Origin of the sequence: Streptomyces sp. SID14436 (genome assembly GCF_010548465.1) — a bacterium.
Classification (GTDB): domain Bacteria; phylum Actinomycetota; class Actinomycetes; order Streptomycetales; family Streptomycetaceae; genus Streptomyces.
Genome location: NZ_JAAGMD010000558.1, coordinates 1 through 13,431 on the forward strand (window position 1 = coordinate 1; position 13,431 = coordinate 13,431).

Below are 13,431 nucleotides of genomic sequence, written 5' to 3' on the forward strand. Positions count from 1 at the left end.
GCCGGGGCGGGCACCCGGCGGCCGTGGTGGTCGCCGTGGCCCCCGGCACCCCGGCGGGCGCGGTCCCGGAGGTCGGCGCCCCCGAGCAGGAGGTCGTGGACATCCCCCTCGACGGCACCCCCGCCCCCGCCCGGGGCGCCTACGGCACGGCGGCGGCCGCCCCGGCGCCCGGAGCGCTGTGAGCCGGGGGCGGACGTCCGCCGCCCGTGGCCCCGGCCCGCCCGGGGTCACGGGCGTACCGATAGCGTGATCGGCACCCGCGCTGTCCGGCGGTGTACCGGGCGCGGGTGGATTCCAATCACATCGATCAGGGGGCAAGTGTGGCTGTGCACCGGGGAGTTGCCGGTATCGCGGGAGTCGGGTTCCTCCTCATGGCGGTCGCGGGCTGCGGCTCGGACAGCACGGGAGGAGAGCCCGCGGCCGACAAGGGGACACCGCGGCAGGAATCGGCGAAGGCCGACCCGGTGGCCCTCACGACCGAAGCCCGGGACGTCGTCCTCACCGATGACGACGACAACGAGCATCGGCTCCGGATCACCCCGAAGAGCCTCCTGCGCGGGTCGGAGTCCGATCTCTCCGGGGTCCGCCTCGGCGACGACCTCAAGGGCGGGCGGCCGTACTACCTCACGGTCTCCGTCACCAACACGGGCGAGGCGGATCTGACCTCCCCCGACCTGGCGGGCCATCTCTCGGTGGCCGGCGTGGACGGCTGGCCCGGCAAACGTCTGACGGTCTTCGGCGGCGGTCGTTCGGCGCTCTCGGACCACTGCCCGAAGGGGAACCCGGAGACCCTCGCCGCCGGCGCCACGGCGGAGGTCTGCACGCCGGTCATGCTGGCGAAGGGCCTGGAGCCCGGGGCCGTCGCCTATCAGGACGACTCGGGCACGGCCCTCTGGGAAGCGGGCGACGGGAAGGGCCACTCCGACGGCGTGGCGGAGCTGGGCGAGCCGAAGGAGGCCGACGTCGAGGACTCCGACGGCGAGAAGGTACGGGTCGAGGCGGTCGCGAAGAGCGTGCGCAAGGGCAGCCTCGACCACCTGAGCCGGTACACCCTCAAGACCGGCGACCGGAAGCTCGTCCCGTACTACGTCACGATCGAGTACCGCAACAAGGGCGAGCACGACCTCTACCCGGGCATGCAGGACGATGTGCTCCTGCAGACCGTCGCCGGGCAGCAGATCAGGAAGCTGACCCTGATCGACATCGGCGGCCCCGGGGTGAAGCAGTGCCCGAGCCGGCTTCCGGACGGCATGGTCGGGCCGGGCGCCAAGGTCACCCAGTGCTCGATCCACCTCGTGCCCGAGGGCGACAGCCCGGCTGCTGCCTTCTGGATGACCGACGGGGCGGAGGCGGGCCACCTCGCCTGGCGCGCCTCCGGCGACAAGGGCGGCGACAAGAGCTGAGGGCGGGCGGTGCCGGGTCGGCCCCGGATCCGGCCCCTGGGCCGTGTCTTTCGGATCACTCCGACTCGGATCGACGGCGCCTTGACAGTTGCCGGTGAGCGGGGCTTGGTGCGTGCGGCTGCAAGGCGGAGGAGGGCGCCGATGCGGAGCATCGGCAACCGACGACAACGCGGCTGGGGGTGCCCCCTCCGGGGGAGTGCGTGCCAAGCCCCGCGGAGATCCGAAAGACACGGCCTAGTCGAACCGGTACGCCTCCACCTCGGCCAGGTACCGCGCCCGGCGTTCCTCGTCGTCGTCGAGGAAGGCGGCGAGGAAGGAGTTGCGGGCCAGTTCGCGCAGGCGTTCCGGGCCCAGGCCCAGGGTCTCGCGCACCGCGTCGAAGGTGTCGCCGGCGTAGCCGCCGAAGTAGGCCGGGTCGTCGGAGTTCAGCGTGCACATCAGGCCGGCGTCCAGCATCGCGGGCAGCGGGTGGTCGGCGAGCGTGTCGACCACCCGCAGGCGGACGTTGGACAGCGGGCACACGGTCAGCGGAATCCGCTCGCGCACCAGCCGCCGCACCAGCGCCGGGTCCTCCACGCAGCGCAGCCCGTGGTCGACGCGTTCGACGCCGAGCACGTCCAGGGCCTCGGTGATGTACTCCGGCGGCCCCTCCTCCCCGGCGTGGGCGACCCGGCGCAGCCCCAGCGCGGCGGCGGCCTCGTACACCTCGCGGAACTTCGACGGCGGGTGGCCGGCCTCGGCCGAGTCGAGGCCGACGCCGGTGATGCGGTCCAGGTGGGGGCGGGCGGCCTCCAGGGTCGCCAGGGCGGAGGCGGCGGACTCGTCGCGCAGGAAGCACATGATCAGGCGGGTGGAGACGCCGTGCCGCTGCTCGCTGCGGCCCAGCGCCCGCCAGAGCCCGTCGACCACCGTGTCCATGGCGACCCCGCGCGCCAGGTGCGCCTGCGGGTCGAAGAAGATCTCCGCGTGCCGCACGCCCTGCGCGGCGGCGCGGGCGAGGTAGGCGTCGGCGAGGTCCTCGAAGTCCCGCTCCGTGCGCAGCACCGCCATCAGCTCGTAGTACAGGTCGAGGAAGGACTGAAGGTCCTGGAACCGGTACGCGTCGCGCAGCGCCTCGGTGCCGGCGAAGGGCAGGGTGAGGCCGTTGCGGGCGGCGAGGCCGAAGGCCAGCTCGGGTTCGAGCGTGCCTTCGATGTGCAGGTGCAGTTCGGCTTTCGGTACGGGCATCGGAGCATCGTACGGCCGGGTGCCCGCGGGCCCCGTCAGCGGCGCTTGGGGAGCGGCACTCGCAGCAGGTCGTGGGCCACGGTCAGTTCGCCGTCGAAGCCGGCGGCCCGGGCCTGCCGTTCGAAGGCGCCGGGCTCGGAGTAGCGCTGGCTGAAGTGGGTGAGGACGAGGTGGTGCACGCCCGCGTCCCGGGCGGCCCGGGCGGCCTGACCGGCCGTCAGGTGGCCGTGGTCGGCGGCGAGGTCCTCGTCCTCGTCGAGGAAGGTCGACTCGATGACGAGCAGGTCGCAGCCCTCGGCGAGCGCGTGCACCCCGTCGCACAGCCGGGTGTCCATGACGAACGCGAACGACTGGCCGCGCCGTGGCTCGCTGACGTCCTCCAGCCGGACGCCGTCGAGGACGCCGTCCCGCTGGAGGCCGCCGATGTCCGGGCCCGTGATGCCGTGTGCGGCGAGCCGGTCCGGGAGCATGCGGCGCCCGTCGGGCTCGGTGAGCCGGTAGCCGTAGGACTCCACGGGGTGGGAGAGGCGGCGCGCCTCGAGGGTGTAGCCGGGGGTGCGGGCGACCGGGCCGTCGGTGTCCACCGGCGCCTCGGTGAGGGCGACGGTCTCGCGGTAGGCCGTGGCGTAGCGCAGCCGGTCGAAGAAGCGCTGCCCGGAGCGCGGGTAGTGGGCGGTGATCTCGTGCGGGACCCGGTCGAGGTTGATCCGCTGGATGACCCCGGCGAGGCCGAGGGAGTGATCGCCGTGGAAGTGCGTGACGCAGATCCGGTTCAGGTCGTGCGCGGCGACCCCGGCGCGCAGCATCTGCCGCTGCGTGCCCTCGCCGGGGTCGAACAGGATGCCCTCGCCGTCCCAGCGCAGCAGGTAGCCGTTGTGGTTGCGGTGCCGGGTGGGAACCTGGCTGGCGGTGCCGAGCACGACCAGTTCGCGTACGGACATGTGACGGTCCGGACTATCCGGGGGGCCACTCGAGGCCGCGGCCGCCCAGCACGTGGGCGTGCGCGTGCCAGACGGTCTGGCCGGCGCCGCTGCCCGTGTTGAACACGATGCGGTAGCTCTCCAGTTGCTCCTGGCCGGCGACGGCCTGCGTCTCGCGCAGCACGTCCGCGGCGACGTCGGGTGCCGCCGCGGCCAGGGCCGCCGCGTCCTGGTGGTGCGCCTTGGGGATCACCAGGACGTGGGTGGGCGCCTGGGGGTTGATGTCCCGGAACGCGACGGTCGTGTCCGTCTCGCGGACGATCGTCGCCGGGATCTGTCCTGCGACGATCTTGCAGAACAGGCAGTCGTCCTGCGGCTCGCCTGCCATGGGTGTGCCTCCTCGGCCCCGGTTGATCGCTTACCGGGGCATCGTAGCCGTCGCCGTGGTCGCCGGTGTCCGCGTCAGGGCAGTGCCGGGGGCTGCTTCGCCGGGTTGTCGTCCAGGGCGGCCAGCGCGATCCGGACGGCCTCGTCGAGCTGCGGGTCGCGGCCCGCCGCGTGGTCCTGCGGGCGCTGCACCACCTCGACGTCGGGGTCGACGCCGTGGTTCTCCACGCCCCAGCCGTACCCCTCCAGCCAGAAGGCGTACTTGGGCTGGGTGACGAGGGTGCCGTCGACCAGGCGGTAGCGGCTGTCGATGCCGATGACGCCGCCCCAGGTGCGGGTGCCGACCACCGGGCCGATGCCGAGGGCCTTGACCGCCGCGTTGACGATGTCCCCGTCGGAGCCGGAGAACTCGTTGGCGACGGCGACCACGGGGCCGCGCGGCGCGTCCCGCGGGTAGGACTCGGGCCGTATGCCGCGGGGCACGTTCCAGCCGACGATCCGCCGGGCCAGCTTCTCCACCACCAGCTGGGAGGTGTGTCCGCCGCGGTTCTCCCGCACGTCGACGACCAGACCCTCGCGGGTCACCTCGACGCGCAGGTCGCGGTGGATCTGCGCCCAGCCGGGGGCCTGCATGTCGGGGACGTGGATGTAGCCGAGGCGGCCGCCGGACGTCTCGTGCACGTACGCCCGCCGGTCGGTGACCCAGGCGTGGTAGCGCAGCGGCTCCTCGTCGGCGACGGGGACGACGACCGCGTGGCGCGGCTCGCCGCCGCCGGCCGGGGAGACCGTCAGCTCGACCGGCCGGCCGGCCGTGCCGACGAGCAGCGGGGCGGGTCCGGTGACGGGGTCGACGGGCTGTCCGGCGACGGCGACGATCGCGTCGCCGGGGCGGACGGCCACGCCGGGCGCGGCGAGCGGGGAGCGGGCGTCCGGGTCGGAGGTCTCCGAGGGGAGGATGCGGTCGACCCGCCAGCTGCCGTCCTCGTGGCGGGAGATGTCCGCGCCGAGCAGGCCCTGCCGGGCGCCGTCGCCGTATCCGCCGCGGGGCGTGACGTAGGCGTGCGAGGTGCCGAGTTCGCCCTGCACCTCCCAGAGGAGGTCGACGAGGTCGTCGTGGGTGGCGAGGCGGTCCAGGACGGGGCGGTAGCGGTCGAGGACGGCGGTCCAGTCGACGCCGTTGAGCTCCGGGTGCCAGAAGTGGTCCCGCATGATGCGGCCCGCCTCGTCGAACATCTGCCGCCACTCGGCGGCCGGGTCGACGAACTGGCGGACCCGGCCGAGGTCGACGGTGATGTTGCCGTCGCTGTCGTCGTCGCCGGGCGCGCGCCGGTCGCTGGGCACCACCTTGAGCCGTCCGTCGGTCCACAGCAGCACCCGCTTGCCGTCGCCGCTCACCTCGAAGTGGTCGGCGTCCACGGCGAGGTGCTCGACCCGGTGCTGGGCGAGGTCGTAGCGCTCCAGCTCCGTCTTCGGGTCGGGGTCGTCGGGGGTGGCCCGGGAGGCACCGAGCACCCCGCGCACCGGGTGCCGCAGCCACAGCACGCCGTCCTTGGCGGCCCGCAGGTTGGAGTAGCGGGCGGCCTCGACGGGGAACGGCACGATCCGGTCGGCGAGCCCGTCGAGGTCGATCCGGGTGGTCGGGGTGCCCTCGCTGTCGGGGGTCTCCTCCCGGTCCGGCGTCTCGAAGGGCCGGCCGTGGCGCTGCGGGCCGAACGGCGACGGGGTGGTCGCGGCCAGCGTGATCAGGTGCGGCCGGGCGCCCTCGACGAACGCCAGGTCGAAGACGTGCTCGTCGTAGACCGGGTCGAAGGAGCGGGTGGACAGGAACGCCAGGTGCTTGCCGTCGAGGGTGAAGGCGGGCGCGTAGTCCTGGAAGCGCAGCGGGGTGGCCTCGGTGACCGACAGGTCGGTGGTGTTGGCGAGGCGGAGCTGGCTGAGCGGGCGCGGGCCGGGGTGGGACCAGGCGAGCCAGGCGGAGTCGGGCGAGAACACCAGGCCGGAGACGTCGCCGTCGGCGCTGCGGTCGACCTCGCGGACCTCGCCGGTCTCCCGCTCGACGAGGAGCAGGCGGCCGTCGTGGGAGGCGACGGCGGCCCGGCTGCCGTCGGGCGCCATGGCCAGTTCCAGGACGCGGCCGAGCCGGCCGGCGGCGATCCGGCGGGGGGTGGCGCCCGGGGCGAGCCCGGTGGCGGGCGCGAACTCCAGGGCGTCGTCGCCCTCGGCGTCGGTCACCCACACCACCCATTCCTCGCCGTCCGCGCGGAAGGTGCGCGGACGGCGAGCCCGGACGCCCGGCGTCGCGGCCAGGGCGCGGGCGGGTCCGGAGCGGTGGGTGACCCAGTGGATGCTGCCGCGGACGCTGACGGCGCTGCCGCGCGCGGTGTGGTCGGGGGACGCGGCGCCGAACCAGCGTCCGGCGTTCAGCGGGAAGGGCTGGAGGTCGACGCGCTGGCCGCCGAGCCGGATGTCGAGGCGGCGCGGCTCGGCGCCGTCCAGGTCGTCCAGCGTCCACAGCTCACCGGCGGCGGAGTACACGACGCGGCGGCCGTCGGTGGCGGCGTGGCGGGCGTAGAAGCCCCCGAGGGGCGTGTGGCGGCGCAGGTCGGAGCCGTCGGCGAGGGAGGAGTACAGCGCGCCGGTGCCCTCGTGGTCGGAGAGGAACGCCAGCCGGTCACCGACCCACAGCGGGTACTCGATGTTGCCGTCGAGGTCCTCGTGGAGGCGGTCGAAGTCGCCGTCGCCCTCGCGGTCGATCCACAGCTTGCCCGCGGTGCCGCCCCGGTAGCGCTTCCACCAGGCGGCCTCGCGGCCCATCTGCGCGGACAGCAGCACGGTGGCCGGTCCCGGGGCGACGTCGCCGACGGGCCCGTACGGCAGGGTGGTGGCGGGTCCGCCGTCGAGCGGGACCGCGTGCGCCCAGGTGCGGCGCAGGCTGGCCTGCCCGTGGGTGCTGGTGGCCAGCACCCGCCCGTCCGGGGTCCAGCCGCGCACCTGCGTCTTGTGGCTCCCCCAGTACGTCAGGCGCCGGGCGGGGCCGCCGTCGACGGGGGCGACGTGCACCTCGGGCGCGCCGTCGCGGGTGGAGGCCCAGGCGACCCAGGTGCCGTCGGGCGAGATGCGCGGATGGGCCACCGGCACGTTGTCGGCGCTCACCCGCCAGGCCCGGCCACCGCCGTCGTGCGGGGCGAGCCACACGTCGTCCTCGGCGGTGAAGGCGACCAACTCGCCGTGCGGATGCGGGAAGCGGAGATACGCGGCGGATGCGACCGGAGCAGGCTGTGTCACCCGATCACCCTATGCACGCGACGGCGGCCCCGGCCAGGGGTTTCGATCACTTGCCCTCGACGGGACGGCACGACGGGTACTGCTCGCACCAGACGGTGGTGGTGACGGTCACGGTGACGGTGGGACGGGCGCCGTCCCCGCCGGGCTGCCCCACGGGCGAGGGACTGGCGGCGTCGCAGTCACCGAGTCCGTCGACCCGGAACCGCTGTCTGCCGTCGACCTTCGCGGTGATGTTCCCGCGCACGCAGGCGCCGTTGACGGCGTGGGTGACCCTGCCGGTGACGGTGATGTCCTTGCCGTCGTCGGTCTCGCCCTCGCAGTCGACGGTGGCGACGGTCCGCTCGCGCGGGGAGGACGAGGCGCCGCCGCCGTCCTCGTTCCCGAAGGACGCGGTGCAGTTCAGCCACCGGACGCCGGCCTTGCGCCGTTCCAGTTCCTCGGTCACGGTCTCGTCCGTGGTGTACGCCACGGCGGCGGAACTCAGCCCGCCCGGCTCGCACGCCACGAGGCCGCCCACGGCGAGCACGGCTCCCCCCGCCATGAACACCGGCCGCAGCCAACTCCTCACCAGCACCCGCATGGACGGCAGACTGCCACCGTCCAAGGCGTGACGGTAGAGCGCATTCGGCCCGATACGAGCCCCCTGTCGCGGGTCCTGCGGATCCGGAGGGTACGGCGGCTACGGCGGCCGCCGGCCGTTCGCGGTCCGGCGGGTGCGGGGGCGGGCTGCGGGCCGGGGCGGAACCGGAACCCTCCGGTGCCGGGCGGAGGCGGCGCGTTGCGCGAGCCGAACCCTCCTGAGCCGGGCGCAGGGCGGCGCGATCCCCGTGCCCGAACCCTCCGGTGCCGGGCGGAGACGGCGCGTTGCGCGAGCCGAACCCTCCTGAGCCGGGCGCAGGGCGGCGCGATCCCCGTGCCCGAACCCTCCCGTGCCGGGCGGAGGTGGCACGCTCAGCGAAACCGAACCTTCCCGGCGTCGGGCGCAGCGCGACGCGACCCGCGAGCCGAACCCCCGTACGTGGCGCAGGGCGACGCGATACGCAGACCGAACCCCCGGTACGTGGCGCAGGGCGACGCGACCCGCAGACCGAACCCCCGGTACGTGGCGCAGGGCGGCGCGATCCCGGGGCGGAACCGTTGGGCAGCCGGGCGCGGGGGCCGGACCCGGCGACCGCGACCCGCCCGGCAGGGCCCCGTCAGCCCCAGCGGCCGGTGCGGCCGAGCAGGAGGGCCGCCGCGGCCGTGCCGGCCGTCGACGTGCGCAGCACGCTCCGTCCGAGCCGGCACACCCGCGCGCCGGCCCCGGCGAACAGCTCCAACTCCTCGGGGGACACGCCGCCTTCGGGGCCGACCACCAGCACGATGTGCCCGGCGGCGGGAAGCGGGGCGGTCGCCAGCGGCTCGGTGCCGCTCTCGTGCAGCACCGCCGCGAAGTCCGCCCCTTCGAGGAGCGCCGCGACCTGCTTGCTCGTGGCCGCGTCCGCGACCTCGGGGAAGCGCACCCGGCGGGACTGCTTGCCCGCCTCCCGCGCGGTGGCGCGCCACTTGCCGAGGGACTTCAGCCCGCGCTCGCCCTTCCACTGGGTGATGCAGCGCGAGGCCGCCCACGGCACGATCGCGTCGACGCCGACCTCGGTCATCGTCTCCACGGCCAGCTCGCCCCGGTCGCCCTTCGGCAGTGCCTGGACGACGGTGAGGCGCGGCGACTCGGGCTCCTCGGTGACGACGTCGCCGAGCCGCACGAGCAGCCGGTCCTTGCCCTCGGTCCCGTCCACCTCGCCCTCGGCCCAGCGGCCCGCGCCGTCGGTGAGGACGACGCTCTCACCGGCCCGCAGGCGCTTCACGGAGACGGCGTGCCGTCCCTCCGGCCCGTCCAGCACGTACCGGCCCGCCGGGTCGGTGCCGAAGCCGTCGACGACGAACACCGGCGCGGTCATCGGGCACCCCCGTCCGACAACGCTGTCCGGGCGGCGGCGAGTTCGGCGGCCAGCACCTCCACCAGCCGGCCGGCGGGCAGGTCCCGCGCCAGCCGGTGGCCCTGGCCCGCCCACAGCGCCAGGCCCTGCGGGTCACCGGCCTTGGCCGCCGCCTTGCGCAGGGGCGCGGTGAGGTGGTGGACGTCGGGGTAGGCGGCGGGCGCGTAGGGGCCGTGCTCCCGCAGGAAGCGGTTGACCAGGGCGCGCGCCGGGCGGCCGGAGAAGGCGCGGGTCAGCTCGGTGCGGACGTACAGGGGGTCGGTCAGGGCCCGCTTGTGCAGCTCGTGCGCGCCGGACTCGTGGGTGGCGACGAAGGCCGTGCCGAGCTGGACGGCGTCCGCCCCGGCGGCGAGCGCCGCGGCGATCTGGCTGCCGCGCATGATGCCGCCGGCGGCGACGACGGGGATCGAGACGGTCTCGCGGACCTGGGCGACGAGGGACAGCAGTCCGATGCCGGAGCCGTCGGCCTCCGGGGCGTCGCGGTGGGTGCCCTGGTGGCCGCCCGCCTCGACGCCCTGCGCGATCACCGCGTCGGCGCCCGCCCGTTCCACGGCCCGGGCCTCCGCGGGGGTGGTGGCGGTGGCCAGCGTGACGGTGCCGGCCCTGCGGAGCGCTTCGAGGACCTCGGGGGCCGGCACGCCGAAGTGGAACGACACCACCGGCACCGGGTTGTCGAGCAGCACCGCCAGCTTGGCGTCGTAGCCGTCGTCACGGCCGCTGTCGGGATCGCCGAGCTCGGTCTCGTACCAGGACGCCTCGCCGGCCAGCTGGTGGGCGTAGACGTCGACGGCGGCGGGGTCGGCCGTCTCGGGCTGCGGCATGAACAGGTTGATGCCGAAGGGGAGGCCGGTCAGCCCGCGCAGCTGCTTGATCTCCTGGTACATGCCGTCCGCGGTCTTGTAGCCGGCTGCCAGGAACCCGAGCCCGCCGGCCTCGGACACGGCGGCGGCGAGACGCGGCACGGCGACCCCTCCCGCCATGGGGGCCTGCACGATCGGGTGCGGGAGGAGATCGGTCAGCGCGGAGGACATGACGGCATGTTGTCACGTCCCCGGGACGAGTCCGAATTGGACCGTCCCCCTGGCACATTCCGTGCGCCGGAAGGCCGGGGGGAGGGGCGCCGGGGCCGGTCAGCGGCCGTTGAACGCGTCCTTCAGCCGCGAGAACAGCCCCTGCTGGCCGGGCTGGAACTGCCCCTGGGGCCGCTCCTCGCCCCGCAGCTTGGCCAGTTCCCGCAGCAGGCGCTCCTGCTCCGGGTCCAGCTTGGACGGGGTCTGCACCTCGACGTGCACGACGAGGTCGCCCCGGCCGCCGCCGCGCAGGTGCGTGACGCCCCGGCCGTGCAGCGGGATCGACTGGCCGGACTGGGTGCCGGGCCGGATGTCGACCTCCTCCATGCCGTCCAGCGTCTCCAGCGGCACCTTGGTGCCGAGGGCCGCCGCCGTCATGGGGATGGTCACCGTGCAGTGCAGGTCGTCGCCGCGCCGCTGGAACGTGCTGTGCGGCAGCTCGTGGATCTCGACGTACAGGTCGCCTGCGGGACCGCCGCCGGGGCCGACCTCGCCCTCACCGGCGAGCTGGATGCGGGTGCCGTTGTCGACACCGGCCGGGATCTTGACGGTGAGGGTCCGCCGGGAGCGGATGCGGCCGTCGCCGGCGCACTCCGGGCAGGGCGTGGGCACGACGGTGCCGAAGCCCTGGCACTGCGGGCAGGGGCGGGAGGTCATGACCTGGCCCAGGAAGGACCGGGTGACCTGCGAGACCTCACCGCGGCCGCGGCACATGTCGCAGGTCTGCGCGGTGGTGCCGGGCGCGGCGCCCTCGCCGCTGCACGTCGTGCAGACGACCGCGGTGTCGACCTGGATGTCCTTGGTGGTGCCGAACGCGGCCTCGTCGAGCTCGACCTCGATACGGATCATCGCGTCCTGGCCGCGGCGGGTGCGCGAGCGCGGTCCGCGCTGCGACGCCGTGCCGAAGAACGCGTCCATGATGTCGGAGAAGTTGCCGAAGCCGCCGGCCCCGAAACCGCCCGCGCCGCCGCCGGCCGCCTGCGCCAGGGGGTCGCCGCCGAGGTCGTAGACCTGCTTCTTCTGCGGGTCCGACAGCACCTCGTAGGCGGCGTTGATCTCCTTGAACCGCTCCTGGGTCTTCGGATCCGGGTTGACGTCCGGATGGAGCTCGCGGGCGAGCCGCCGGAAGGCCTTCTTGATCTCTTCCTGCGACGCGTCGCGGCGCACGCCGAGTACGGCGTAGTAGTCCGTGGCCACTACGACTCCGCCAGGATCTGTCCGACGTACCGTGCCACTGCGCGTACCGCTCCCATCGTTCCCGGGTAGTCCATGCGGGTCGGTCCGACCACACCCAGTTTGGCGACTGCTTCGCCGCCCGAACCGTAGCCGACCGACACGACGGACGTGGAGTTGAGTCCTTCGTGGGCGTTCTCATGACCGATACGGACGGTCACGCCCGGATCCTTCGCCTCGCCGAGCAGCTTGAGGAGCACCACTTGCTCCTCGAGTGCCTCCAGGACGGGCCGGATCACCAGGGGGAAGTCGTGCCCGAAGCGGGTGAGGTTGGCGGTGCCGCCGATCATCAGCCGCTCCTCGTTCTCCTCGACGAGCGTCTCCAGGAGGGTGGAGAGCACGGTCGACACCGCACCTCGGTCCTCCGGTTCGAACGCTTCCGCGAGGTCCTCGACCAGGCTCGGCACGTCCGTGAACCGGCGGCCCGCGACCCGGCTGTTGAGCCGCGCGCGCAGGTCCGCCAGGGCCGCCTCACCGAAGGGCGCCGGGCAGTCCACCATGCGCTGCTCGACCCGGCCGGTGTCCGTGATCAGCACGAGCATCAGGCGGGCGGGGGCGAGCGAGAGCAGTTCCACGTGCCGCACCGTCGAGCGGGTCAGCGACGGGTACTGCACGACGGCGACCTGCCGGGTCAGCTGCGCGAGCAGCCGCACCGTGCGCGCCACCACGTCGTCCAGGTCGACCGCGCCCTCCAGGAAGTTCTGGATGGCCCGCCGCTCGGGCGGGCTCATCGGCTTGACCCCGGCGAGCTTGTCGACGAACAGGCGGTAGCCCTTGTCGGTGGGGATGCGCCCGGCGCTGGTGTGCGGCTGGGCGATGAAGCCCTCGTCCTCCAGGGCCGCCATGTCGTTGCGCACGGTGGCCGGGGAGACGCCGAGGTTGTGCCGCTCGGTGAGCGCCTTGGAGCCCACCGGCTCCTCGGTGCCCACGTAGTCCTGAACGATGGCGCGCAGCACCTGGAGCCTGCGTTCGCTGAGCATCGCGCACACCTCCAGAAGCCTTCCGCGCTGCCGATCCTGGTCCTGGCACTCTTCGCATCCGAGTGCCAGACTTCCCCGGCCCAGTGTACGGCCGCGGAGTACGCCCCGGGCAAGGCCCGGCCCGCCGGGTTCGCGCAGGTGGGCGTTCTGCCCGCTAGCGTCGCGGTATGACCTTCGATCGGGACGTGCCGGGATGGGAGCGAGTGGCCGCGGGGGTGCTCCGGTGCCGCCTCCCGGTGTGGGACTGCACGGTGGGACTCGTCACCGGTACCGGCGGGGCGCTGCTCGTCGACGCCGGTTCGAGTCTGCGCGAGGGCGCGCGGGTGCGTGCCGAGGCGCAGGCGCTCGCCGGGCGGCGTGTGACGCATCTCGCGCTGACACACCCCCACTTCGACCACGTCCTCGGGGCGGCGGTCTTCGCCGGCGCGGAGGTGTTCGCGGCGGTCGGCCCAGCGGCGGCGTGGTCGGCGGAGGGGCTGCGCACGGACGCGGTGCGGCACGGGCTGGACGAACGGGAGGCGGCCGGGGCGGCGGACACGCTGGTCCGGCCGGGGCACGAGGTGTCGGGCGAGCTGGTCCTGGACCTCGGCGGCGGCCGGGAGGCGGTGCTGGTGAACGCGGGTCCGGGGCACACCGCGCAGGATCTCGCCGTCCTGATCCCGGGCGACCCGCCCGTCGTCTTCTGCGGCGACCTGGTGGAGGAGTCCGGCGCCCCGCAGGCCGGCCCGGACGCGGTGCCGTACCGCTGGCCGGCCGCCCTGGACCGGCTGCTGGCCCTGGGCGGTGCGGACGCGCGGTACGTGCCCGGGCACGGCGCGGTGGTCGACGCCGCCTTCGTCCGCGCCCAACGCGACGCCCTGGCGGCCCGGTTCGGTGTGTCGCACCGGCCGTGACGGGGGGCCGCCCCGTATCGTCGGCAGGATGCGCCAGTACTCCGCCGACCTGACCCC

The 13,431-nt window shown here is 74.5% G+C and carries 11 protein-coding genes and 1 pseudogene; 3 read left to right on the forward strand and 9 right to left on the reverse strand.

Translation table 11 applies throughout. The features are described from left to right. Together G3I53_RS19470 and G3I53_RS19475 are read left to right on the forward strand one after the other, a co-directional pair. Positions 1-182: pseudogene (locus tag G3I53_RS19470) on the forward strand (MFS transporter); the annotation flags it as partial. A 189-nt stretch (positions 183-371) separates the two neighbouring features. Further along, on the forward strand, positions 372-1,403 hold the full coding sequence (locus tag G3I53_RS19475) for a hypothetical protein (RefSeq protein WP_164336496.1): 1,032 nt from the start codon (positions 372-374) through the stop codon (positions 1,401-1,403). A gap of 234 nt (positions 1,404-1,637) precedes the next feature. Here G3I53_RS19475 and G3I53_RS19480 read toward each other — a convergent pair whose 3' ends face one another. From G3I53_RS19480 to hrcA, 9 genes are all read right to left on the reverse strand, one after another. Next, entirely contained in the window at positions 1,638-2,630 is a 993-nt protein-coding gene (locus G3I53_RS19480) for an adenosine deaminase (RefSeq protein WP_164336498.1), read from the reverse strand. 35 nt (positions 2,631-2,665) lie between these two features. Continuing rightward, positions 2,666-3,571 carry a ribonuclease Z gene (locus tag G3I53_RS19485; protein ID WP_164336500.1) on the reverse strand — a complete coding sequence of 302 codons (906 nt, stop codon included), beginning with the start codon at positions 3,569-3,571 and terminating at the stop codon, positions 2,666-2,668. Positions 3,572-3,584: 13 nt separating this feature from the next. After that, positions 3,585-3,938, reverse strand: coding sequence for an HIT domain-containing protein (locus G3I53_RS19490; protein ID WP_164336502.1), 354 nt, complete (start codon positions 3,936-3,938; stop codon positions 3,585-3,587). A 74-nt stretch (positions 3,939-4,012) separates the two neighbouring features. Next, positions 4,013-7,222: a S41 family peptidase gene (locus tag G3I53_RS19495; protein ID WP_164438590.1), complete on the reverse strand. Its 3,210-nt coding sequence runs from the start codon at positions 7,220-7,222 to the stop codon at positions 4,013-4,015. Between the two features lie 46 nt (positions 7,223-7,268). After that, positions 7,269-7,763, reverse strand: a complete 495-nt coding sequence (locus G3I53_RS19500) for a hypothetical protein (RefSeq protein ID WP_164336265.1) — start codon at positions 7,761-7,763, stop codon at positions 7,269-7,271. 655 nt (positions 7,764-8,418) lie between these two features. Continuing rightward, a complete protein-coding gene (locus G3I53_RS19505) occupies positions 8,419-9,159 on the reverse strand; it encodes a 16S rRNA (uracil(1498)-N(3))-methyltransferase (RefSeq protein ID WP_164438591.1) in 741 nt (246 codons plus the stop codon). Then, positions 9,156-10,229: a nitronate monooxygenase gene (locus G3I53_RS19510; RefSeq protein WP_164438592.1), complete on the reverse strand. Its 1,074-nt coding sequence runs from the start codon at positions 10,227-10,229 to the stop codon at positions 9,156-9,158. Before G3I53_RS19510 ends, G3I53_RS19505 begins: the two co-directional genes overlap by 4 nt. A 99-nt stretch (positions 10,230-10,328) precedes the next feature. Then, on the reverse strand, positions 10,329-11,465 hold the full coding sequence (dnaJ, locus tag G3I53_RS19515) for a molecular chaperone DnaJ (protein ID WP_164334967.1): 1,137 nt from the start codon (positions 11,463-11,465) through the stop codon (positions 10,329-10,331). After that, positions 11,465-12,481, reverse strand: coding sequence for a heat-inducible transcriptional repressor HrcA (gene hrcA, locus G3I53_RS19520; RefSeq protein WP_164334965.1), 1,017 nt, complete (start codon positions 12,479-12,481; stop codon positions 11,465-11,467). The genes dnaJ and hrcA overlap by 1 nt, the downstream gene beginning before the upstream one ends. A gap of 167 nt (positions 12,482-12,648) precedes the next feature. Here hrcA and G3I53_RS19525 point away from each other — a divergent pair, with 167 nt between their 5' ends. Next, a complete protein-coding gene (locus G3I53_RS19525) occupies positions 12,649-13,374 on the forward strand; it encodes an MBL fold metallo-hydrolase (RefSeq protein WP_164438593.1) in 726 nt (241 codons plus the stop codon). Positions 13,375-13,431: the final 57 nt, after the last annotated feature.

Bases quoted from the DNA above. Each gene is read 5' to 3' on its own strand.
- G3I53_RS19480 (WP_164336498.1), bottom strand. From the start codon at position 2,630: ATGCCCGTACCGAAAGCCGAACTGCACCTGCACATCGAAGGCACGCTC.
- G3I53_RS19505 (WP_164438591.1), bottom strand. From the start codon at position 9,159: ATGACCGCGCCGGTGTTCGTCGTCGACGGCTTCGGCACCGACCCGGCG.
- hrcA (WP_164334965.1), bottom strand. From the start codon at position 12,481: ATGCTCAGCGAACGCAGGCTCCAGGTGCTGCGCGCCATCGTTCAGGAC.
- G3I53_RS19490 (WP_164336502.1), bottom strand. From the start codon at position 3,938: ATGGCAGGCGAGCCGCAGGACGACTGCCTGTTCTGCAAGATCGTCGCA.
- G3I53_RS19475 (WP_164336496.1), top strand. From the start codon at position 372: ATGGCGGTCGCGGGCTGCGGCTCGGACAGCACGGGAGGAGAGCCCGCG.
- G3I53_RS19510 (WP_164438592.1), bottom strand. From the start codon at position 10,229: ATGTCCTCCGCGCTGACCGATCTCCTCCCGCACCCGATCGTGCAGGCC.
- G3I53_RS19525 (WP_164438593.1), top strand. From the start codon at position 12,649: ATGACCTTCGATCGGGACGTGCCGGGATGGGAGCGAGTGGCCGCGGGG.
- G3I53_RS19485 (WP_164336500.1), bottom strand. From the start codon at position 3,571: ATGTCCGTACGCGAACTGGTCGTGCTCGGCACCGCCAGCCAGGTTCCC.
- G3I53_RS19500 (WP_164336265.1), bottom strand. From the start codon at position 7,763: ATGGCGGGGGGAGCCGTGCTCGCCGTGGGCGGCCTCGTGGCGTGCGAG.